The organism is Streptomyces sp. NBC_00996 (assembly GCF_045162675.1).
GTDB lineage: Bacteria > Actinomycetota > Actinomycetes > Streptomycetales > Streptomycetaceae > Streptomyces.
The window spans coordinates 8,566,668-8,588,347 of the sequence record NZ_CP108723.1; the positions used below are offsets into that span (position 1 = coordinate 8,566,668).

A 21,680-nucleotide genomic window follows, 5' to 3' on the forward strand; every position below is an offset into this window, starting at 1 on the left:
GTTACTGTCGCCGACGTCACCGAGCGGGAAGGTCATCTCCCTGCCCGAGCGCGCAATGAGGTCGCTCGGCTGGGTCTGACGGTGGTGGGGGGGGGAGGTCAAACGGCTGGTGATGGGGCGGGAGTTGGAGTTTCGGGTTGACGGGGACGGGTTGGAGCGGGCTGCGTGAGGAGGGAATTCGCCCCCGCCGCCCCTGCCCGTTCCCGACCTTGGGGGGCTGAGCCCCCAAGCTCCCGATCGGTCTTGACGGCCTTGTCCTCAAGCGCCGGACGGGCCGAAAGACGATGCCGCAATGGTCGCCACGAAACCGTCCGCGTCGTCCAGCCACGGGAAGTGTCCCGCCCCGGGCTGGATGACCAGTTCGGAGTGCGGGAACAGCTCGGCGAGTTCGGCCACGGCGCGTGGAGGGGAATTCAGGTCGACCTCGCCGGCCAGTACGAAGACCGGTGACGCGAACCGGGCGAGCGCGGCACGGGTGGTGTCCGGGGTGAACGCGCCCTCGGAGCCGTAGACGGCCGCGGCCTCCATGTTCTTGTGCCCGTCCTCGGCGGCCCGATGCGCGCGAGCCGTCTCGTCCCAGCGGCCGTACCAGAAGGGGGCGATGGCCTCGAAGGAGTCGGCCGTCGCCTTGCCGGCGACGATCGCTTCCAGAGCCGCGAAGGCCGCCGGGAACCACGGCTGATCCCGGCGGAGCAGTGCCGTCTCGCGCCGGACCTCCGCCGTGATCGTGATGCCGACGGCGTACACGCTCGGCGTGATCAGCGCGAGCCTGCCGATTCGTTCGGGATGGCGTGCCGCATACAGCACGGCCAGATTCGTACCGCCGGAATGTGCGAGCAGGTCCATCCGGTCGAGGTGCAGGTGCTCGCGCAGAGCGTCCACGTCGTCGACGAGTCGGTCGCAGCGGTAGGAGGCGGGGTCCTCCGGTGTCGCCGACTGGCCGGTTCCCCGAAGGTCCAGCATGATCAGCTGCCGGTGCGCGGAGAGGCCGCCGAGGTCCCCCAGGTATGCGCAGTCCTGCATCGGTCCGCCGGGCAGGCAGATCACCGGAGGGCCGTCGCCGCACACGTGGTACGCCAGCTCGGTCCCGTCGTGGGCGGAGAAGGTGGGCATGGCCACGACTCTGTCAGGGGCGTTCCGGGGGAGCAACCGGGTTCCCCCGTGGGCCCGCCGACGCCCTCTTTCGGCGCGATGGGCAGTCCTTCCTCAGAGGCCGCCCGCCGGGAGGGCGGTCACGCGTTCGCCCTGCCGAGCCGGCCCCGGTCATCCACCGCTCCACCACTTCCACGAACTCCTGCGGCCGCTCCTCGTGCAGAAAATGCCCGGCCCCGTCGAACACGGCCACCCGCGACCTGGGGTCGGTCAGCGTCCCGCGCTCGAACGCCGCCGCCCGGGGCGTCGAATACACGTCCGTGTCCATCTCCGCCGTCAACCGCCGCTGCCGTTCGCGGAGTTCGTCGTACGCCCTCGGCCGGAACGCCTCTGCAGGAGCTCCGCCAGGTCGGCCGCGAAGTCCCGGGCGCCGGACCCTTCCGCCGGCTTCGGCGAGCGCCCGTGGCCGCGCAGATCGGGGACGATCACCCGATGCCGCCAGTACGGGAGGGTGGGGCCCCAGTCCCCACCGGAGGTTTGCGGATTTCGTTGTTCAGGCGAGCCTGCATAACTAATTCAGCAAATTTGTGGCCCACTAGCCTGTGATATCGATAGCTTCCCGCCTATGACGTACGGACCTCTCCCCGAAACCGACCTCACCCGCCACCGTCGCCTTCGCGAGCAGGGCAGCCTGGATCGCGCCGACCTGGACGCGATCCTCGACGCGGGATTCATCTGTCACCTCGGTGTGATCGTCGAGGGGCGGCCACTGGTGGTGCCGACGGTGTACGGGCGGGACGAGCGGCAGCTGTACGTGCACGGGTCGGTGGCCAGCCGGAGTCTCGCGGCCGGCGCTCCCGTCTGCGTCACCGTCACGCATGTCGACGGGCTCGTGCTCGCGCGGTCCGTGTTCGAGCACGGTGTGAACTACCGCAGCGCGATGATCCACGGGGTACCCCGCAAGGTCAGCGACCCGGACGAGAAGGTCGACGGCCTGAGGCGGCTCTCCGAGCACGCCACGCCTGGCCAGTGGGACTACGCACGGGCGCCCAGTCGCAAGGAGCTGGCCGCGACGACCCTGCTTGCGCTGTCCCTCGAAGAGGCCTCGGTGAAGATCCGCACTGGCGCGCCGGACGACGGCGACGGACCTGACGCGGAGCTCGGGCTCTGGGCCGGGACCCTGCCGCTGACCTCGACCTGGGGCGCGCCGAAGCCCGACCCGCTGCTTCCGCCGGATGTGGCCCCTCCGGCGCACATCGCGCGGCGCCAGGGGACCCGGCACGGCTGAGTCACAGGCGGGGGCATACCGTGAGGAGTCGAGCACACGGCCTGGAACGAACCCGGGACGAGTCGGGAGCGAGGAGTACGGGATGGGCGGCAGCCGCACCGCGCTGGTCGAGGATCTGATGGAACGGTTCCCGCACGTGCCACGGGAAGCCGTCTTCAAGGAGGACCTGCTCCGTGGTGGCGTGGCCTTCGACGCGTCCGCCCTGAGTGACAACGAGGGCGGCGAGGTCAAGCCGAAGTCGTACTTCATCTTCTCCTTCGACCACGGCACCCTGCCCGAGCTGGGCGAGGCCGCGCTCAGGCGCCCGCCCGAGGAGATCATCCTCACGGGAGGCCCGTACGACCTGCGGCGGACCGTCGTGTCCGTACGCGTCAATCCGTCCTCGCCGTACCGGGTGGCCGCCGACGACGACGGCATGCTCGGGCTCTACCTCGACGGGAAGCGGATCTCCGACGTCGGGGTGCCGCCGATGCCGGAGTACTACCGGCACAAGCTCTCCAACGGGAAGTCCGTGATGGAGGTGGCCCCGACGATCCAGTGGGGCTACCTCATCTACCTGACCGTCTTCCGGGTCTGCCAGTACTTCGGCGCCAAGGAGGAGTGCCAGTACTGCGACATCAACCACAACTGGCGCCAGCACAAGGCGGCGGGCCGCCCGTACACCGGCGTCAAGGACGTCGACGAGGTCCTTGAAGCGCTCGAGATCATCGACCGCTACGACACCGCGAAGGCGTCCACCGCGTACACGCTCACCGGCGGCGCGATCACCTCGAAGCTGCAGGGCCGCGACGAGGCCGACTTCTACGGGCTCTACGCCAAGGCCATCGAGGAGCACTTCCCCGGACGCTGGATCGGCAAGGTGGTTGCGCAGGCTCTCCCGCGCGACGACGTGCAGCGGTTCAAGGACTACGGCGTGCAGATCTACCACCCCAACTACGAGGTGTGGGACCGCCGCCTCTTCGAGCTGTACTGCCCGGGCAAGGAGCGCTACGTAGGCCGCGACGAGTGGCACAAGCGCATCCTCGACTCGGCGGAGATCTTCGGCGCGCGCAATGTGATCCCCAACTTCGTCGCCGGCGTGGAGATGGCTGAACCCTTCGGCTTCACCACGGTCGACGAGGCCATCGCCTCCACCACCGAGGGGCTGCGCTTCTTCATGTCGCACGGCATCACGCCCCGCTTCACCACGTGGTGCCCGGAGCCCACCACCCCGCTGGGCAAGGCCAACCCGCAGGGCGCGCCCCTGGAGTACCACATCCGCCTCCTGGAGGCCTACCGCTCCACGATGGAGGACTTCGGCCTCTCCTCGCCGCCCGGATACGGCCCTCCCGGACCGGGGAACGCGGTCTTCTCCGTCAGCTCCTTCATGGACAGTCTTCCCGCACAGGAGCCGTCGCAGGTGTAATCCGTTCTGCGCCGCCGGACATAGAGGGGTGTGTCTCAACGGGCGGAACGCCTCCGGCGGATGGTGGGCGTCGAAGGTCTGGTGAAAGTCGACGGGAATCGATACTTTCTGGCCTTCCTTCCGTACAACACTCGGGACGCCTGGAGTTGGGCGACCTGCAAGGCCGACGCCCTGGGACGCCCAGGGGCGGATCGTCGCCACCGAGCGGCAGGGCCGTTGGCGGGACGGGACGGTGCGGTTGCATCGCAGCACCGGTGCGATGCAACCGCTTGCCCATCATTTGAATACGTCGCTTGTCAGTTGTGCGGAAACCGTGAAAGGCTCGGGCCCCGTCGTGAGACGGAGCCCAACTCCCGTGTCCAGTAACCGAGTTGGGCGTTGCATGACTTTGCACATGGAAGCAGCGGATGCAGGAGCCTCCCATGCCTGACCTGCCGACCCCTCAGGACGCCGCCGAGGCCGCGCGGTTCTCGGAGTGCTGGGACGCGGCTCTGTCGTACGCCGATCTGTGCACGTCCGGTTCCGCCGCGGCCACCCAGCTGGCCACCGAGGCGTTCACCCACGGCATCCGCGAGGCGCGCGAGGTCGGTTCGGGAGCGAAGAGTACCGGCCGCCGGGCGCTGCGGCTGCCCCGGATTCCCTTGCTGCTGACGTCGGTTCGGACCACGGCCGCCGCCTGGGAGGCGCACGGCCAGGGGCACCGGCTCGACCCCGACCTCAGGCTGTGGCTCAACTCCGAGAAGGCCGGCCGCTACACCGGCCCGCCGCTGCACCGCCCGCTCGCGCTGCGCGGCCTCAGGGACCTGCAGGAACCGGACGCGGCACTGCTGTGGCACGCCGAGGTCGAGTCGCTGCCGCTGCCCGCGGTGGCCCGGCGGCTCGGCCTGGACCCTGCGGCTGCGGCCGAGGAACTCGCCCAGGTGCGGGCGCTGTTCAGGGACCGATGCCATCGCAACCACCTCGACACGCCGATGGACGCCAACTGCCGCAGCTACGCTCGGCTCCTCGACGCGGTCACCCGCTCGCCCGGCGCCGAGGCGCCCGAGGATCTCTCCCGGCATCTCGCCCGGTGCGTCGACTGCGCGGAAGCGGCCGCCTGTCTGCGGCTGCACGGCGGCGGGCTGCCCGCGGCGCTCGCGGGCGGGGTGATCGGCTGGGGTGGCCTCGCCTATCTGGAGCGCCGGCGCCGGGCCGCCGAGGCGGGTCTTGCGGGCGGGCGTACGGACGCGGCCGTGGACACGGGCCTCGCCGAGGGCAAGGTGGCCGGGCCCCGGATCGGCCGGACCGGGCTCCTGGTCGCGGCCGTCATCGTGTCGGCGTTGGCGCTCACGGTCTCGCTGATGCCGTTCGACGGTTCCAAGGGCGGGAGCGCCTCCGCGCGCGGCGACTCGGCCGACCGGCAGCCCGTGGCGGAACCGGGCGTCTCGTCGCCCGCGGCCACCACGCGTCCCGCGGGCTCCCTGGTCTCTCCCCAACCGTCGGACTCGACGACCGACTCCGAGACGATTCCCGACCCAGAGCCCCAGGGCACGTCCACGTCCCCCGCCGAGACGCCCCACAAGTCCGCGCACCCGACAAAGAGCGCATCGTCGTCCTGCAAGGTGAAGTACGAGATCGTCAACCAGTGGCCGGACGGCTTCCAGGCCACCGTCACCGTCACCTCCGCCAAGGCACTCGACACCTGGCAAATCGCCTGGACCTTCCACGACGGCCAACGCGTCACCCAGATGTGGGACGGCACCTTCGTCCAACACGACTCCCACGTGACCGCGAGCGCCGCCGACTACAACAAGTCGGTCGCCGCGGGCGGCACTTTCGCTGTCGGCTTCCTCGCCTCTTGGCAGGAAGGGAACTCGGTGCCGGGGACCTTCACGCTCGACGGGAGCAGTTGTACGACGGCGGAGTGAGCGCGGTCGGCCACCCTCATTCGCGGAGAAACCGTCCGCCCGAGCAGGACCGAGCGGCTTGACGGTCGCTCATCTCCGTCGGTGTTCAAAGAAGGTGAGGCAGCAGACCGCAGAACACCGCGGCCGCGTTCCTGCCGGCCAGCTCGTGACGGCTGTCGTCCTTGTGGCTGTCGGCCTCGTCCGACATTCCCCGCACGACCAGCCAGGGCTCGGGGGTGCCGGCCTCGTTGGCGGCGGCGTGCACGGCCTCGACCAGACCGGCGCCCTCGGTCTCCACGGCGAGGATCTTCTCGTTGTACACGCTGAGATACCGGCGTTCCGCCGCGTCGACGTGGGCGATCACCGCCTCGCCGGAGCCGATGAGCCCGCGCAGAGCCCGGTGATCGGGTCCCTCGGGCAGCGGCCAGGGTTCGCCGTTCTCCGTGAAGAAGTCGTTGATCGCGTGCTGGACTCGGGCGGTCACGGGATGGCTGCGCCCACGTCGCCGTACTCCCTCGGGCGTGATCTTGCGCGGCTCGTAGTGAACGATCTCCTGCGCTATCACCACGTCGCCGACGTGCACGTCGGGGTGGACGGAGCCGCCGATCCCCACCAGCGCCAGGAGCCGCGGCGCGAAGCTCTGACGCAGGTACGCCACCGCGTTGCCGGCGGACTGCTGGCCCGGCAGCAGCGACTGGGTGACGACCACGCGCACGGTGCGGCCGGCGGCGTCCCAGCTGAACTGATGGAACCGGACCCCGTGCGGGGTGACTTCCTTGTGGTGCGCGCCGCGTCGAGAGAGGGCATCGATCAGAGCGCGGGTCTCGACCGGCAGGACCGTGACCACACCCGCGTCCCAGGACTGCGGCGGCTCCGGGCGCGGAGAGGCCGGAACACTCTGTTCGGCTACGGCGACAGGCGCGGCGTGAGAGGTGGCGCTCGTGTGGGAACCCATCGCGACGACTCCGCTGACGTTGATGTCCCCGTTGCCCTGGTGGCTGATTCCGTTGTTTCGCATGCGGATTTCCTCCTCGAGTCAGCCGTTGACGCTCGTGTTCTCTCCCATGGCCGTGTGATCGACATTGATGTCGCCCGTACCGGTGTGGATCACACCGTTGTTGAGAATGGCCGAGGCCCGGCGCCGGAACTCGGAGGTGTCGACACCGTGTTCCTTCAGGAAGTCACCGACCGTCGACAGCAGACGCCGTTCAATGATCTTCGAATGCTTGAAGACGTCGAACGACTGGAAATAGCTCTCGTCCGACGAGAGGGAGGCCGATTCACGTGCGCTGAACACCGCACCTATGTCCAGTCCGCGTTTGAGGTGCGCCGCGGTGGCGTCGGCTCCGGCCTGCAACGCGCCCAGCAACTGGGCCGTCGCACGCGCCAGCCGCATGGGCGCCGTTGCGATCGCGGGGAGACGCCGAAGGCTGGTCGCGGCAGAGCGGAGTACGGCCACGCGGCCGGTGCCGCCGACCACATCGACGACCTGGTATTCGAGTCGGGTCGGTGCGAGTCCGCACGTGGTGAATTCGATGTAGAGGGTGCGCCCTTGAAGAGAGACATGGACGAACATGGTGGTCACGACGTCACCGCCCCATGACTCCACCTGGCACGTGAGGTAGTGGCGGGCGGTTTCGGGCGGGCTGTCGAGCATGCGCTGCACGAGCTCGGCCTCGGGCCGGGCTCCCAGCTCGCTCGAGTAATGGCCTGCGTAGCGGCCCTCGACGAACAGGGTGTCGTCCACCCTCAGGCCGGGCAGGCGAGTCTCCGGATCACTCTCCGTGCCCAGGGCGGTGATCGCACGCCGCAATTCCTCCACGAGGGCCCAGCTGGTGAAGGGCTTCTGGGCGAACTCGACGTCCTTCTCCTCGCCGAGCGGCTTGGCCTCCACCAGGCGCTGCGCGAAGGACCAGGTGCTCAGGATTTTCCCGCTCCCAACGAACGGCGTGCCCCCCGAGTACACGACCATGGGGTGCCTCTGCTGGCCGTCTATCACGGACAGCCGACGACTCGTGCGCAGCGGGCCGGGCGCCGAGCCCTCCTTCGTGTCCCTCATGCGCAGCCGGTTCAGGGCGAGTTGGCGAAGTACGCCGCTTGCCGCGAGGACCGCGCAGGGGACCAGCCCGATCAGGGCCGCAGCCCCTACGCCCGGCCAGCCCGAAAGACGTACCAACAGGACGAGTGCCACCACGGTGACGATGGCGGTGACGGTGAGCGCGCGCCCCAGAAGCCGGCTCCAGGGCGTCGACCAGTCGTTCTTCTCGTCGCCTTCGAGATCCGCACGCAGGACTCTGTAGCGATGGGAGAGGCGCGCGATCAGCGCCTGAGCGAGTCCGAGGTCGACGAGGAAGAGGACGGCGACAAGCGCAGCGAGGGGAAACGCGAGGAAGGCAGCCCCGAAGAGCACGAGGGTCAGGGCATCTTCCGCGGTGGAAAGCCACCATGATCGCCACGCGTGCGCGAGAACGGGAACGAGGTCATAACCGTACGACGGTGCCACGCGGCGTTTTCTGGCGTTGTAGACGTCCTGTATCACAACATCGCGATACCGCTGATCCAGATACACCCCGGCACACAGTCGTCGCGTCGCCGTACGGTCCTTAAGGTGCTGCGCCGGCAACGGCGTTTCGGGCATCCCCACGCGATCCCCCATCATGCCCCACGTACGGGACTGGCGGGTCATCGTAGCCGCCGTGGAGGAGCGCTGTCAGTACAGCATCGTAGGTACTCGGATCCGTCATCAACCCTTTCCAGCCAGCTAATTGACGGTGCCTCATCTCCTCCTCACCTCCTGCTCGTCACGAAAGTGAGGGGACGTCTGCGGTGCGGCGAGAGGGGCTGGGCGCGTAAGAGGAAAAAGGTTTGACGACGTGGTGCGGGACTGGGCTATGGTCGGGTCGTTCGACGCCGGAGGGGCTGTGACGCCTACGGCGCAAGCGTGTGGGACGAACAGGAGGTGTTGACCGATGGCTGTCTTTGCGATGGGCGCTGCCCGCATTCAGGAGTTCATCAAGTCCACCTCTGTGGCCGCCGGCTGACCTTCCTCTTCCTTCGCGCCTGAGCGCGCCTGCCGGGGCCACCCTTGTGAAGGGTCTCCCTTGACTTCCTCTGCTTTTGCTTTCCCGGCAGTGCACCCTCTCGCGGCGTACGGCTGGGACGACGCGTGGGCGGACGAGTTCGCCCCGTACGACTCCGAGGGTCTGCTGGCCGGGCGGGTCATCCGGGTCGACCGCGGGCAGTGCGACGTGGTCACTGCCGACGGGGTCATGCGCGCGGACACCGCGTTCGTGACGCCGCACGATCCGATGCGGGTCGTGTGCACCGGCGACTGGGTCGCCGTGGAACCCGCGGGCCATCCGCGCTACGTACGGACGTATCTGTCGCGCCGTACCGCCTTCGTGCGCTCCACCTCCTCCAAGCGCTCCGAGGGGCAGATCCTCGCGGCCAACGTCGACTACGCCGTCGTGGCCGTGTCGCTCGCCGTGGAACTCGATCTCGGCCGCGTCGAACGCTTCCTGGCCCTCGCCTGGGAGTCCGGCGCACAGCCCGTGGTCGTCCTCACCAAGGCCGACCTCGTGCAGGACGCGGCGACGCTGGGGCATCTCGTCCAGGACGTCGAGACGACGGCGCCGGGTGTGCCGGTGCTGGCGGTCAGCTCCACGACGAGTGCGGGCCTCGATGTCCTGGAGGCCGTCCTCGCCGGCGGTACCTCGGTCCTCCTCGGCCAGTCCGGAGCGGGGAAGTCGACCCTCGCGAACACGCTGCTCGGCGAGGACGTCATGGATGTGCAGGCCACGCGCGACATGGACGGCAAGGGCCGGCACACCACGACGACCCGCAACCTCCTCGTCCTGCCGGGCGGGGGGATCCTCATCGACACGCCGGGACTACGGGGCGTCGGCCTCTGGGACGCCGAGACCGGTGTCGGGCAGGTCTTCGCCGAGATCGAGGAACTGGCCGCGCAGTGTCGCTTCCAGGACTGCGCGCATGGCGGCGAGCCCGGCTGCGCCGTGCTCGCCGCCGTGGACTCCGGCGCCCTTCCTGTACGCCGTATCGACAGCTATCGCAAGCTGCTGCGCGAGAACCAGCGGATCGTCGCCAAGACGGACGCGCGGCTGCGGGCCGAGATCCGACGGGACTGGAAGCGGAAGGGGGCGGAGGGGCGGGCTGCCATGGAGGCCAAGCGGGGGCGTTGGCAGTAGCCCGGGGCCGGGGCGGGTTTGGTTCGCGCCCGGTTCCCCGCGCCCCTTCAGGGGCGCGGGGAACCGGGCGACAAGCCCCGACAGGCCCGCACCAAAAGAACAGCCCAGGGGGTCTGGGGGGCGAAGCCCCCCCAGGTACGGGACGGGTAGGGGCGGCGGGGGCGAGGAAACCCAACGCCATGTCCGATTTCCGCCAGCCCCGTCGATCGCGCGCCCGCACACTGGAAGCGTGATCGACGAAGACGCCAGGTATGAGGACACCAGGTACGAGGCGGTGCGGAGTCGGGATGCCCGGTTCGACGGGGACTTCTTCTTCGCTGTCGAGACCACCGGGATCTATTGCCGGCCCAGCTGCCCCGCGGTGACGCCGAAGCGGCGGAATGTGCGGTTCTACGCGACGGCCGCCGCGGCGCAGAGCTCGGGGTTCCGGGCGTGCCGCAGGTGCCGGCCGGACGCCGTGCCGGGGTCCGCGGAGTGGAATGTACGGGCCGACGTGGTCGGGCGGGCCATGCGCCTGATCGGCGACGGGGTGGTTGACCGCGAGGGCGTCGGAGGCCTCGCGGTCCGCCTCGGATACAGCGCCCGCCAGGTGCAGCGGCAGCTGACCGCGGAGGTCGGCGCGGGCCCCGTCGCACTGGCCCGCGCCCAGCGCGCCCACACCGCGCGGGTACTGCTCCAGACCACCGACCTCCCGGTCACGCAGATCGCGTTCGCCGCCGGGTTCGCCAGTGTGCGCCAGTTCAACGACACGATCCGCGCGGTGTACGCCTCGACACCGAGCGAGCTGCGTGCCGCCGCCCCGCGCAGCGCCTCCGCCGCCCGGCGTGCGGCAACGCCCACCGCCGGGATCCCCATCCGCCTGGCCCACCGGGGGCCGTACCAGTCCACCGCCGTCTTCGACCTCCTCGCCGGCGAGGCGATCGCCGGGATCGAGGACGTCAGCGGCACCCGCGGCGGACGCACGTACCGGCGCACACTCCGGCTCCCGTACGGCACGGGAATCGTCGCGGTCGACGAGCGGCCGGGCGGAAGCCGGGGCCGCAGTGCTCCCAGCGACGGCGCCCACCCCGGTGGCTGGCTCGACGCCCGTCTCCACCTCACCGATCTCCGTGATCTCACCACCGCCGTCCAGCGGCTGCGCAGGCTGTTCGACCTCGATGCCGATCCGTATGCCGTCGACGAGCGGCTGGGAGCCGACGCGCGGCTCGGACCGTTGGTCGCCGCGCGTCCGGGCCTGCGTTCGCCGGGCGCCGCCGACCCCGACGAACTGGCGGTGCGCGCGCTGGTGGGGACGGCGGAGGCCGAGCGGCTGGTCGGGCGGTACGGGAAGGCGCTGGACGCTCCGTGCGGCACGCTCACCCAGGTGTTCCCGGAACCGGCCGTCCTCGCGGATGCCGAGCCGGACGGAACCCTCGGTGCCCTGGCCACCGCCCTCGCCGACGGCACCCTGCGGCTGGACGCGGGCGCCGACCGTGACGACGCGCAGGGGACGCTGCTCGCGCTGCCGGGTCTGGACGAATCCACCGTTGCCGTCATCCGTGCCCGTGCCCTCGGCGACCCCGACGTGGCCCCGCCCGGCGAGAATATTCCGGATGCCTGGCGCCCCTGGCGTTCCTACGCCGTGCAACACCTCAGGGTCGAAGCCGAGTTGACGCGGCACCGCGTGAACTGACTAATGCCGCGTCAGCCAAGGTTTGCCCGTCAAGGAGCGGCGTCCGGTGCGTGCTCTGGGGGTCCCCCCGGCCGAAGGCTGGGGGAGTGCCGGCCGGAAGTCCTCGTAGTGGATGTAACTTGGGCTTTCGGTCAGTGCGGCGAGTGGGGGCACCTCCCACGCCCTTGAGGCAGTGGGGGAGCGTGCCGGGCGTCGCGACGGGGCGAACCTTGGCTGACGCGGCACTAGCTCTGCGGCGATGGCAGCAGACGTGGCTCCAGCCGTTCCTCGACCGCCGAGCCTCCCTCGCGCCTGACCACGTATGCGCCCTTGCCCGGTATCTCCGTGACCGCCTCGACGAGTCGGGTGCCTCGGTACACCAGCCCCACGCCGTCGTCCGTGCAGTGGGTGACGGGCAGTGTGCCGTCGACGACCAGCCGGTGGACCAGCGGGCGGCGGCCCTGGTCGCTGTCGTAGTGGACGCCGTTGCCGTAGGGCAGGTATCCGAGGCTGTTGGTGAGCGGGCGCAGTTCGGGCCCGAAGGAGTCCGTGGTGCCGCCCCGGAACCAGCAGATCGACCCGGCGCTCACCCCGCTGAGCACGACCCCGGCTTCCCACGCGCGCCGGAAGATCGCGTCGAGTCCGTGGACGCGCCATACGGCGAGCAGGTTCGCCGCCGAGCCGCCCATGACCCACACGACGTCCTGTTCGAGCACCGATCCCTCGATGTCCTTGAGGTTCGGCATGGGGAAGAGGTGGAGCGGGGTCAGGTCGAAGCCCGCCACACGGGCCGCCTCGCTCATGCGCGTGGTGAAGTGCTCGGCGTCGCCGATCGCTGTCCCGACGTACATGACGCGCGGACGGCGCCCCTGAACCCCCGCCAGGTCCACGGCATGGTGGACGAGGGCGTCGAAGGTAACCCTGGTGCGGTCTCCGACGCGGTGACCACCCGAAGTGGCAAGGATGGTGGGCTCGGTGGCGGTCATGGATCGCGACCTTACCAAGTCCGCGACGCCACGTGATCTTCAACGGGGCCGATCCGACCCGATCTTGGACGGGTCCGATCCAGCGCGATCTTCGACGGGCCCGATCCGCCCGATCTCCGACGGACCCGGTCCACCACGATCTCCAACAAGCGCGGCCCGCCGCGATCTTCAACGACCTCATCCGCATCCACCAGGCCGCTCAGTCCTCGAGCCCCCAGCTGTGGATCCGCTTCGGGTGGATGCGGATCAGCTCCTCGCTGAAGTGCGGACCCAACTCATGTGGACCGGTGAGGAGTTGGGCCTCTCCTCGGATATCGACGCCTCTGACCTTCCACGGCGAGAGGCTGACGATGTCGTCGACGACGAGGGCGACCTTCGGGTTCTTCTGCAGGTTGCGCCACTTCTTCGTGGCGCCCATCGAGTAGCCGCCGATCAGGATCGTCCCGTCCTCCTGCGGGAAGAAGCCGACGGGGTTCGCCTGCGGCTGCCCGTGGGGGTCGACAGTGGCCAGCCGTCCCAGCCGCTGCGTCTTGAGGTAAGCGCGCTCGGCCGCGCTGAATTCGGTCATGACAGCAGCCAAACACTCCCGCGCCGCGACCGCATCGGATGCTGGTCCTAGGTCCAGGGGAGTACGGGGACGTCGTACGGGCGCGTCCATTGGGGTGACAGTGCGTTGAGGGGGCCGACGGGCAGGGAAGCCATGCCCCCATGACGCGCGCGATCAAGGTCCGGCACCTCCTGGCGGCCCTGGTGACCTCCCTGGTGCTCAGCCCGCCGACCGCGCTCGCCGAGTCCGAGCCCGGCCGGGCCGCCCCCACGCCGAGCCGGATCTGGACCGGCACCTGGGAAGCCGCCGCCTCCGGCACCGCCCCCGCGCTGCCCGGCGCCTCGATCCGCAATGTGGTGCACACCAGCGTCGGCGGCCGCGCCGCTCGCGTCCGGCTCTCCAATCGGCTCGGCACGGCACCGCTGCAACTCGACGCTGTGACCGTGGCGTTGCAGCAGCCGGGCGCGCCCAGAAGCCCGCGGGCCGTCCCCGGTTCGATGCGTACGGTCACCTTCGCCGGCGCCGGTTCGGTGACGATCCCCGCGGGCAGAGACCTGGTCAGCGACCTCGTCGCCCTCAAGGTCCCCGCCGATGCCAACCTCCTGATCTCGCTCCACACCCCCGCCGACTCGGGCCCGGCGACCTATCACCGCTCCGCTCTCCAGACCAACTTCCTGGCCCGCAAGGGCAATCGCACCGCCGAGGAAAGCGGCAGCGCGTACACCGGCACCCTGGGGAACTGGTACTACGTGACCGGCGTCGACGTGCTCGGCTCGGCCGTCGTGGGCAGCGTGGTCACGCTCGGCGACTCCATCACGGACGGCACCGGCTCGACGTTCAGCGCCAACCACCGCTGGCCCGACCGGCTCGCCGACCGTCTGCGCGGCCTCCCGCCCCACCGCCGCCTCGGTGTCCTGAACGCCGGGATCGCCGGAAACCGCGTCCTGCTCGACGGCCGCGGCCCCAGCGCCCTGTCCCGCCTGGACGCCGATGTGTTCTCCCGCACCGGCGTACGCGCGGTGATCGTGATGGAGGGCATCAACGACATCAAGGGCACCCCCGAGCAGACGGATCCCGGCGCCATCGAGGACGCGTACCGCCGCATCGTGCGCCACGCACACGCCCGCGGCCTCCGCGTCATCGGCGCCACGCTCACCCCGTACGGCGGTCACGCCGCGTACACCCGGGCCCGTGAGGCCGTACGGCAGTCGGTCAACGCCGTCATCCGCCCACGCGGTCTCTTCGACGCGGTCGCGGACTTCGACGCCACCGTCCGCGACCCGTCCCACCCGAACCGCATCCGCCCCGCCTACGACCCCGGCGACCACCTCCACTTCAACGACGCGGGCATGAAGGCAATGGCCGACACGATCGACCTGACGACGCTCGCCCCCTAGGGCCTGTCTTTGGATCGTGCCGACTTCGGGTTGCGGCGCCTCACCACTGCCGGTGAGCGGGGCTTGGTGCGTACAGCTGCAAGGCGGAGGAGGGAGTCGACGCGATGGGGGTCCCCCGCGCGAGCGAAGCCGAGCGTGGGGTAGCCGGCGAGCGACGACAACGCGGCAGATGTGCGTGCCGAGCCCCGCGGCCCAGGCGTGATCCGAAGGACAGACCCTGTGTTCACCTTGACCGCGACAAGCCGCCCCAGCGCCTCGTCACGCGCCTGAAATCCTCAAGCAGGCAGTCCCCACTTGGGTGCCGCTTCGTTCGGCTCGACCGGCGCGATCGTCAGGTCCGGCCGGTCCCCCTTCGCCGTGATGAGCGCCGACTCGCCCTTGCGCAGGGCGATGCGGATCGCGCCGTCGCCCGCGTCGGAGTACCGCAGGGCTCGCCCGCGTGCGTCCCGCACCTCGACGGATCTCGTGATGCCATGCCGTACGACGCAGGGGGCACCCGCCTCGCTGACCAGTCGGACCCAGCGGGTCGCCCCGCTTTCGCGTACCGCCGAGAGCAGAAAGGCACCCTGCGTACGGAAGTTGTGGACCGTCAGGTCCGGCCAGGCGGCGGGCAGTGCGGGGAAGACGCGGACGACGCCGGCCCACGACTGGCAGACCATGTCGTGCAGGGACTGGGCGGCCGAGAGGGGGGTCTCGATGACCGGGCCCGACTCCTTGTACATGGTGTTGGCCTGGATGAAGCGGGTCATCAGCTCACCCAGGTACCCGAGCGCGTCCTCGCCCTTGCCGAGCAGCGCGGACATCGAGGCCGCGCCGGTGAAGGTGTAGCCCTGAAGGGCGCCCTCGAAGCCGACCCAGTGTGCCAACGACTTCTCGATCAGGGCCCGTTCGTCGGGTGTGCGGCCGGTCAGCTCGTACAGCGGGTACACCGCGAGTAGATGCGAGTAGTGGCGGTGCGACTTCGCGAAGGGGATGTCCGCGCCGATCATGAACCCGTTGGCGTCGGTGGGATACGCCACCCGCTTGGCCAGCACCTCGCGCCAGCGCGGCGCCAGCTCGTCGTCGATGCCGAGGAGTTCGGCCGACTCCAGCAGGGTCCGGCAGCCCCAGGTCAGCAGCATCAGGTCGTAGTTGCAGTCGCGCGTGTTGCCGCCGTACTCGGGGGAGAAGGTGGCCGGAAGGTGCAGCTTGCCGTCCGCGCCCGGCTCCAGGAAGTGCAGGTAGTAGTTGATCGCCTTCCGCAGCAGGGGGAACAGGACGTCGCGGAGAATCGACTCGTCCATGGTGTGGCGGTAGCTGAGCCAGACGTTGTGCAGGGCCCAGGTGAGGTTGCCGACCTCGGGAGTGGGCGGATCCTGGCCGGGGATGCCGACGCCGTAGCCGGTGAGGGTGCCCGCCGCGCCGTTGACGAGGTGGGGGTCCGTGGTGCGCGGGATGCCCAGCGAGTCACCGCGGTACCGTTCCGCGACCTCCTTGGACAGGTTGTCCCGGTACTCGCTCAACGCCCTTGTCACCGCGTCGAGTTCGAGGTGGTTCGAGCCGTGGATCAGCCAGTACTCCAGCTGCACGTTCAGGTTCCACCAGGTGTTGGGCCAGGGCGTGGACTCCAGCCATGGCCCGCTGGTGGCCATCACGGGCGCGTCCCGGCGGGCGGCGGACGCCGTCTTGTACAGCTGGATCCAGTAGAAACGCTGGATGCGCGCGTCGGGGAGGGAGAGGAAGCTCTTGCGGTAGTAGGCGTGCCACCAGGCGCGATGTGCTTGCGCCAGCCGGCCGTACGGCAATGCCGAAGCCCCTCGTACGGTGGCGAGCGCCCGGTCCAGCGCCGTGGACTTCGGGTACGAGTGCGCGACATGGACGTACAGCGTGCGGGTCGCGCCGCGTGTGCGCTCCCGCCAGGCGGTCGCGTGCTGTCCGCCCGACAGCAGGGGCTGTACGGCGGCCAGGACGCCGTCGTGCTCGGCGACCTCGGCGGGCGGGTTGCCCTGGTAGCCGTCCGGCAGCGGTTTGAAGGCGGCGCGCGGGCTGATCGCGTCCGCCGGATGGAACATCCACCGGAAGTCACGCTCGCCCTCGCTCGGTGTCACCTCGACGGCGAGGACCGAGCGGGAGTTGTGCACCAGCGCGCGGAGTGTCAGCGTGCCCCGGTCCGTGGTGAGCGTCCCGGTCAGCTCGGCGTCGCGCAGCCGGAGCCGCCAGTCAAGTCCCGTGATGGTGCCGACCGGCTCCAGCGTGAAGTAGCCGATGGGCAGCCGGGCGAGCCCGAAGAGCGAGCCGAACTCCGGGCGGTGGTCCTGCACCTCGGAGTGCTGCACGTTGAAGCGCACGGCCGAAAGGGATTCGGCATCGGCGCCCGGCTCGGCGTAGATCCCGGAGCCGAGGAAGCCGTTGCCGAGGTACGGCCCCTCGTACCAGGTCTTCGGCATCCGCTGCCAGACGAGGTCGGCGTCGTCGAGGACGGTTCGCCAGGGGTCGGCGGCGCCCTCGGGGACGGCTGCCCTCGCCTGCGCGGGCGGGCCTCCGGCGAGCAGCGTCCCGCCGAGGGCGGATCCGGTGGCGAGCACGGTACGTCTGGACGGGCTGGGCATCGTGTCTCCTGACGGCTCTTCGACTGGCGGCTCATGCGGCAACGTACGCAGGATGATTCATCGGAGCTGTCCCAGACCGAAACGTAGAGATGGTGCGGTGGACCGTCAATGGCTGGAGAGAGATCCGATGTGTAGGTGTGTACATGAATGGCGGCCGTATGTCTGGACGCTGGGATTCAGCCCCGGATCACCGCCGCCAACCACGCCCCCATGATCAGCAGGCAGGCGAACAGCTCCGTCAGCACACTCCACCCGCCCGACCGCATCACGGTCCGCACTGCCGCCCACGCCTGCCCGTGTCCGCCCAGCCGCAGCCGCTCGTAGAGATGGATCCCGCCGATGAATCCGGGTATCGCGCCCACCACCGGCAGCAGAAAGAAGCCGAGCAGCGCCCCTGTCCCGGCGTACACCGCCATCCGGGTGGTGGCCCCGCTCGCGCGCAACCGCCGCGGCGGCAGTACCCAGCGGACCGCCTGGGCCAGCAGCAGGACCACGGTCGCGCCCACGAGCACGGCCCAGGAGAGCGCCCGCGGGTCGGTCAATGCCCACCACAGGACCGCGGCCCAGACGAGCCACGACCCCGGCACACCGGGCACCAGTACTCCGGCAAGGCCGAGCAGAATCACCACGCCGACCAGCAGGAGTTCCCACACTCCCATCTGCCCAGAGTGACTGAGCGGGCCCCCGACCGCAGGTCAGTGCCGCACCGAGCGGCCGTGCCTCAGTACCGCGTCCTCCAGCCGCGCTGCCGTCAGTCCCGCGCCGGCCGACTCCGCCGGCAGCAGTCGTCCCGCTGACAGCAGCCGTCCCGCCGGTGTCAGTCCCGCGCCACCCAGCCCCGCTCGTACGCGTGCCAGCCCAGCTGAAGTCGTGTCGTCACGCCCGTCAACTCCATCAGCCGCTTCACCCGGCGCTGCACGGTCCGCAGGCCCAGATCCAGCTGTTTGGCGACGCTGGCGTCGGTCAGCCCGGCCAGCAGCAGGGACAGGATTTCCAGGTCGGTGCTGTCGGGGCCGTCGAGCTCCTGCTCGCTGACACCTCTGCTGCCGAGCCGCAGCGGCAGCGCGTCCCGCCACACCGACTCGAAGAGGCCCGACAACAGCTCGAGGAGGCCGCTCGCGTGCACCACGAGCGCCGCGGGCTCCGCGGTGTGCGAGGTGAGCGGGACCATCGCGAGCGTCCGGTCGGCGATCACCAGCTTGGTCGGCACCTTGTCCACGACCCGCACCTGCTCGTCGCGGCTGAGCGCGGCGGACAGCTCGGTGATGCCGGTGGGCTGGTCGAGGACGGCCCGTTCGAGCACCACGCGATAGCCGACGCCCCGGCTCACGGCCTGTTCCTCCGCGTCGTTGTCCATCCCCGAGACCGCGACCGGATTCCCGGTGACCAGCGCGCACACCTCCTCGGCGGCGCCGAGCTGGAGCTGCAGGAACCGCTGTGAGACCGCCGCCGCGCCGATCACCACCTCGACCAGGTCGTGCACCGCCGGTTCAGCCGCCGCCGCCCGGTACTCCTCCGCGAGCAGCGCTGCCGCGAGCTCCGCCTTCTCCAGCTCGTGCCGCTGCTGGGTGAGCAGCGCGCCGAGGGCGACCCCGGGCGGCGCCGCGACCCAGCGTCCGGGCCGTGCCGACGACTGGGCGGCGAGACCGTGCCGCTCCAGCCGGCGCAGGGCGCGTTCGGTGTCGTACTCGCCGAGCGTGAGCCGCCGCGCGAGATCGGGCACGTCGGCGGCGCCCACGGACACCAGCGCCCGGTACGCCGACTCGTGCGTCTCGTCCAGACCTATCGCTCCCAGCATGCGGCGATGTCCCTCCCCAAGGATCCGTTCCGGCCGGTCGGCGGGTGTCCGTGGCGGGAAACAGCCACGGCGCAAACCCGCCTCGGCACATCATCCCCGCACCACCTGCCTCTCTGCCAAGCTCACGCCCCCGCAGCACCAACCACCGCCCGCAATGCCCTGCTTGAGCCTGTTCGGCCCGCGCGGACACGGGTGGAACGACCTTGGGTAGTGGGACTTCGGGGAGAGCGATATCGCGTACGGCCATGGGTGCGGCCACCGCCGCCGTCCTCGCCGTCACGACCGCCGTGCCCACGGCGGCGGCACAGCAGCCGAGACCGTGACGAGTACCGGGGCCACCGCCCCGGGCGCCGTCGTCACCCTCGTCACCGGAGACCGCGTCCTGGTGACGAAGGGCGGGGCCATCGCCCTGCCCGGTGAGGACGGCACCACTCCCTTCACGCAGACCCGGCAGTCCGGCTCGGACCTGCACGTGTGTCCCGAGGGCGCCGTCGCGGCCATCGCCGCGGGCCGCGTCGACGAGGAACTCTTGGCGGAGCCTCAGGCAAGCAGGTCACACTGAGGGCCGAACTGACCGACGCGAACGGCAAGTCGGTCACCCAGACCGTGACCCGGGCCTACGACGAGTGTCAGGTCCTGTCGTCGAACTCCCGTCGTCCGCCCGGAGGGCGGGCTCCGCGGCGTCTGGTGCGTGCTCTCGGCGTGCCGGGTGCAGGTCCTCGTACGGGATGTACTCGGATCTGTGCCCGGTGCGGCGAGTGGGGGCACCTCCCACGCCCTTGGGGCAGTGGGGGAGTGTGCCAGGCGTCGCGGGGCAGGCGGGAGTTCGACGACAGGGCCAAGTCCGGTCACCCAGACGCCGCCGGGCGGTTCTCCCGTGGGGGGTGGCACCGTCCGGCGGCTTCGTATCGCCGTGCGGCATCCAACCCGCCGGCCGGTTTTTCCGGATGCCCCGTTTTCATCCGGCTCCGGCGGTGGACAATTGGGGGCATGAGCCAGCAGGGGGAGAAGCCGACCGGTCATGAGGACGACTGGTGGGGGCAGTTGTACGACGACTCCACCGAGGACACGGGGCCCGCGGCCGCGGCCGATTCTCTGGACGATCGGTTCGCGTCGGCCGCGGGAACGGTGGGACTGGAGACCGCCGGGGGGCCGGCCGCCGCCCGGCGACCGGACACGCCCGCGCCCGACATCCCGCGGCAGCCGAAGCGACCTCCCACGGTGCCGGGCGCGTCCCCCGCCGAACCGGAACAGCCACCCGCGGTACCGGAGCAGCGCGACGCCGCGTCCGCGTCCGGGGCCTGGCCGGGGGCGACGCCGCGGACACCCGAGGGACGTGCGCCCGCAGGGAGTGCGCCTGAGAGGCCTGCGCCGCGGCCCGGCCGGCGGGAGCGCGGTGACATTCCCGGTCCGAGCCCTGACCCCGGCCCGCTCCAGCGCAGTGGCCTCGCCCCGCAACCCGCCCCCTGGGAGCCCCCGCCCCCCGAACCACCGGCTCCCGCGACCTTCCCGCCCGGGCCGCCACCACCCGGGTTCCCCCCGCAGGAGCGCGGGAGCCGAACGTCCACGGGGTCGCCCGGCAGCGCGGTGCCCGCGTCGAGGGCACCCGTGGACGCGCCACCGGCCCCCACCTCACCGCCTGCCGTGCCTGCGGGCGACACCTTGCCGATCACTCCGTCCGACGCCCGGCCCCCGCGGCCCACCTCTGCCCCCGAGGACGCCCTGCCCGGCGAACCGGCCCTCTCCGCCCCCCAACAGCCGCCCGCCGTCGACTACGTGGGCTCGGGGCCGCCCACCTACGACGCCGAACCGACCGCGCTCCCGCCCGCCGACCCGGACGACCTCGACGACCTGGTCGCCGACACCGTGCTGGACGGCGCGCGTTATGGGACGAGCACGCTGCGGGCCGCGTCCGTGCGCGGGGACTCCGCTCGCTACCGGGGCGAGCCACGCCGGGACTCGCTGCTCACCGCCCGGTTCGGGACGGGGGAGCAGGCACTCGTCCTCGTCGCGATGGCCACCGGCGCGCGGGCCACGCCGGGCGCGCATCGGGCGGCGGCCGAGGCGTGCCAGTGGATCGGGCGCGCCGTGGGCCGCAGCCACGCACGGCTGGCCGAGGACCTCCGGGCCGCCCGGCGTGGCGATCTGAAGTCGGGGCTGCACCGGCTCACCGACCGCAGCCTGGGCAAACTGCGCGCGAGCGCGGCCGAGCAGGGCATCGAACCGGAGGAGTACACCGCCGGCCTGCGCTGCCTGCTGCTGCCGGCCGACCCGGGATGCCGCACGCGCGTCTTCTTCGGCGTCGGCGCGGGGGGCCTGTTCCGGTTGCGGGACGGCGAGTGGCAGGACATCGAGCCTCGGGTCGGGGAGGCCACCGGCGAGGCCGTGGTCGGCTTCGGATCGCTGCCCCACGAGACCCCCGAGGGCGACCGGCTCACCATGGACCTGGGCATCACCACGCCCCCGAGCCCGTACGAACCCGCCCCCGCACCGCCGCGCGACCCCTTCCGGTTTCGCGCCTCCGTCGCCCAGCCGGGTGACACGCTCCTGCTCTGCACCGGCGGCCTGGCGGAGCCGCTGCGCGGCGAACCCGAACTGGCCGAACACCTGACGGAGCGGTGGTCGGCGGCGGAACCGCCCGGCCTCGCCGCGTTCCTCGCGGACACCTTGGTGCGGGTCAAGGGGTACGCCGACGATCGCACGGCCGCGGCCGTTTGGGAGGCGTAACCGCGCCCCGTGTGAATTCATGGACCCAGGGGATGGACCACGGGCCCCGGGGGACCCGGAAGACCCGATGGACCCCAGGGATCCAAGGATCGCGAAGAGGTGCGTGAAGC

17 protein-coding genes are annotated in these 21,680 nt (G+C 70.9%); 8 read left to right on the top strand and 9 right to left on the bottom strand.

Annotated features, from left to right (window positions below; all coding sequences use genetic code 11):
- Positions 1-258 precede the first annotated feature (258 nt).
- Positions 259-1,113, bottom strand: a complete 855-nt coding sequence (locus OG390_RS39880) for an alpha/beta fold hydrolase (protein WP_406174740.1) — start codon at positions 1,111-1,113, stop codon at positions 259-261.
- A gap of 315 nt (positions 1,114-1,428) precedes the next feature.
- A complete protein-coding gene (locus OG390_RS39885; RefSeq protein ID WP_406178139.1) occupies positions 1,429-1,668 on the bottom strand; it encodes an alpha/beta fold hydrolase in 240 nt (79 codons plus the stop codon).
- 49 nt (positions 1,669-1,717) lie between these two features.
- Here OG390_RS39885 and OG390_RS39890 point away from each other — a divergent pair, with 49 nt between their 5' ends.
- The 3 genes from OG390_RS39890 (at position 1,718) to OG390_RS39900 (ending at position 5,692) form a co-directional block, all read left to right on the top strand.
- Positions 1,718-2,380, top strand: a complete 663-nt coding sequence (locus OG390_RS39890) for a pyridoxamine 5'-phosphate oxidase family protein (RefSeq protein ID WP_406174742.1) — start codon at positions 1,718-1,720, stop codon at positions 2,378-2,380.
- A gap of 82 nt (positions 2,381-2,462) precedes the next feature.
- Positions 2,463-3,785, top strand: a complete 1,323-nt coding sequence (locus tag OG390_RS39895; RefSeq protein WP_406174744.1) for a radical SAM protein — start codon at positions 2,463-2,465, stop codon at positions 3,783-3,785.
- A gap of 422 nt (positions 3,786-4,207) precedes the next feature.
- Positions 4,208-5,692 carry a cellulose binding domain-containing protein gene (locus tag OG390_RS39900; RefSeq protein ID WP_406174746.1) on the top strand — a complete coding sequence of 495 codons (1,485 nt, stop codon included), beginning with the start codon at positions 4,208-4,210 and terminating at the stop codon, positions 5,690-5,692.
- Positions 5,693-5,777: 85 nt separating this feature from the next.
- Here OG390_RS39900 and OG390_RS39905 read toward each other — a convergent pair whose 3' ends face one another.
- On the bottom strand, positions 5,778-6,689 hold the full coding sequence (locus tag OG390_RS39905; protein ID WP_406174748.1) for a hypothetical protein: 912 nt from the start codon (positions 6,687-6,689) through the stop codon (positions 5,778-5,780).
- 18 nt (positions 6,690-6,707) lie between these two features.
- Positions 6,708-8,210, bottom strand: coding sequence for a hypothetical protein (locus tag OG390_RS39910; protein WP_406174750.1), 1,503 nt, complete (start codon positions 8,208-8,210; stop codon positions 6,708-6,710).
- 592 nt (positions 8,211-8,802) lie between these two features.
- On the opposite strand from OG390_RS39910, the gene rsgA reads away from it, so the two are divergent.
- Complete coding sequence (rsgA, locus tag OG390_RS39915; RefSeq protein WP_406174751.1) at positions 8,803-9,876, top strand: ribosome small subunit-dependent GTPase A; 1,074 nt, start codon at positions 8,803-8,805, stop codon at positions 9,874-9,876.
- A 229-nt stretch (positions 9,877-10,105) separates the two neighbouring features.
- Positions 10,106-11,548: a bifunctional transcriptional activator/DNA repair enzyme AdaA gene (locus OG390_RS39920; RefSeq protein ID WP_406174753.1), complete on the top strand. Its 1,443-nt coding sequence runs from the start codon at positions 10,106-10,108 to the stop codon at positions 11,546-11,548.
- A 224-nt stretch (positions 11,549-11,772) separates the two neighbouring features.
- Here the strand turns inward: OG390_RS39920 and OG390_RS39925 are convergent, their stop codons facing one another.
- Positions 11,773-12,513, bottom strand: coding sequence for a Type 1 glutamine amidotransferase-like domain-containing protein (locus tag OG390_RS39925; RefSeq protein WP_406174755.1), 741 nt, complete (start codon positions 12,511-12,513; stop codon positions 11,773-11,775).
- A 199-nt stretch (positions 12,514-12,712) separates the two neighbouring features.
- Complete coding sequence (locus OG390_RS39930) at positions 12,713-13,081, bottom strand: PPOX class F420-dependent oxidoreductase (protein WP_406174757.1); 369 nt, start codon at positions 13,079-13,081, stop codon at positions 12,713-12,715.
- Positions 13,082-13,221: 140 nt separating this feature from the next.
- On the opposite strand from OG390_RS39930, the gene OG390_RS39935 reads away from it, so the two are divergent.
- Positions 13,222-14,457 (top strand): SGNH/GDSL hydrolase family protein, encoded by a 1,236-nt coding sequence (locus tag OG390_RS39935; protein ID WP_406174759.1) that lies wholly within the window; start codon positions 13,222-13,224, stop codon positions 14,455-14,457.
- 275 nt (positions 14,458-14,732) lie between these two features.
- Here OG390_RS39935 and OG390_RS39940 read toward each other — a convergent pair whose 3' ends face one another.
- From OG390_RS39940 to OG390_RS39950, 3 genes are all read right to left on the bottom strand, one after another.
- Positions 14,733-17,045, bottom strand: coding sequence for a glycosyl hydrolase family 95 catalytic domain-containing protein (locus tag OG390_RS39940; protein ID WP_406174760.1), 2,313 nt, complete (start codon positions 17,043-17,045; stop codon positions 14,733-14,735).
- A gap of 176 nt (positions 17,046-17,221) precedes the next feature.
- Positions 17,222-17,704, bottom strand: a complete 483-nt coding sequence (locus OG390_RS39945) for a DUF456 domain-containing protein (protein WP_406174762.1) — start codon at positions 17,702-17,704, stop codon at positions 17,222-17,224.
- A 158-nt stretch (positions 17,705-17,862) separates the two neighbouring features.
- A complete protein-coding gene (locus tag OG390_RS39950) occupies positions 17,863-18,843 on the bottom strand; it encodes a winged helix-turn-helix transcriptional regulator (RefSeq protein ID WP_406174764.1) in 981 nt (326 codons plus the stop codon).
- 319 nt (positions 18,844-19,162) lie between these two features.
- Here OG390_RS39950 and OG390_RS39955 point away from each other — a divergent pair, with 319 nt between their 5' ends.
- Positions 19,163-19,405 (top strand): hypothetical protein, encoded by a 243-nt coding sequence (locus tag OG390_RS39955; RefSeq protein ID WP_406174766.1) that lies wholly within the window; start codon positions 19,163-19,165, stop codon positions 19,403-19,405.
- Between the two features lie 428 nt (positions 19,406-19,833).
- The gene (locus OG390_RS39960) at positions 19,834-21,570 is read left to right on the top strand and encodes a protein phosphatase 2C domain-containing protein (RefSeq protein WP_406174767.1); all 1,737 of its coding nucleotides are present in this window, start codon (positions 19,834-19,836) and stop codon (positions 21,568-21,570) included.
- The last annotated feature ends 110 nt before the right edge of the window (positions 21,571-21,680 follow it).

Excerpts from the sequence above, each read along its gene's own strand:
- OG390_RS39880 (WP_406174740.1), bottom strand. The coding sequence starts at position 1,113 with ATGCCCACCTTCTCCGCCCACGACGGGACCGAGCTGGCGTACCACGTG.
- OG390_RS39890 (WP_406174742.1), top strand. The coding sequence starts at position 1,718 with ATGACGTACGGACCTCTCCCCGAAACCGACCTCACCCGCCACCGTCGC.
- OG390_RS39895 (WP_406174744.1), top strand. The coding sequence starts at position 2,463 with ATGGGCGGCAGCCGCACCGCGCTGGTCGAGGATCTGATGGAACGGTTC.
- OG390_RS39900 (WP_406174746.1), top strand. The coding sequence starts at position 4,208 with ATGCCTGACCTGCCGACCCCTCAGGACGCCGCCGAGGCCGCGCGGTTC.
- OG390_RS39905 (WP_406174748.1), bottom strand. The coding sequence starts at position 6,689 with ATGCGAAACAACGGAATCAGCCACCAGGGCAACGGGGACATCAACGTC.
- OG390_RS39925 (WP_406174755.1), bottom strand. The coding sequence starts at position 12,513 with ATGACCGCCACCGAGCCCACCATCCTTGCCACTTCGGGTGGTCACCGC.
- OG390_RS39930 (WP_406174757.1), bottom strand. The coding sequence starts at position 13,081 with ATGACCGAATTCAGCGCGGCCGAGCGCGCTTACCTCAAGACGCAGCGG.
- OG390_RS39935 (WP_406174759.1), top strand. The coding sequence starts at position 13,222 with ATGACGCGCGCGATCAAGGTCCGGCACCTCCTGGCGGCCCTGGTGACC.
- OG390_RS39940 (WP_406174760.1), bottom strand. The coding sequence starts at position 17,045 with ATGCCCAGCCCGTCCAGACGTACCGTGCTCGCCACCGGATCCGCCCTC.
- OG390_RS39945 (WP_406174762.1), bottom strand. The coding sequence starts at position 17,704 with ATGGGAGTGTGGGAACTCCTGCTGGTCGGCGTGGTGATTCTGCTCGGC.
- OG390_RS39950 (WP_406174764.1), bottom strand. The coding sequence starts at position 18,843 with ATGCTGGGAGCGATAGGTCTGGACGAGACGCACGAGTCGGCGTACCGG.
- OG390_RS39960 (WP_406174767.1), top strand. The coding sequence starts at position 19,834 with ATGAGCCAGCAGGGGGAGAAGCCGACCGGTCATGAGGACGACTGGTGG.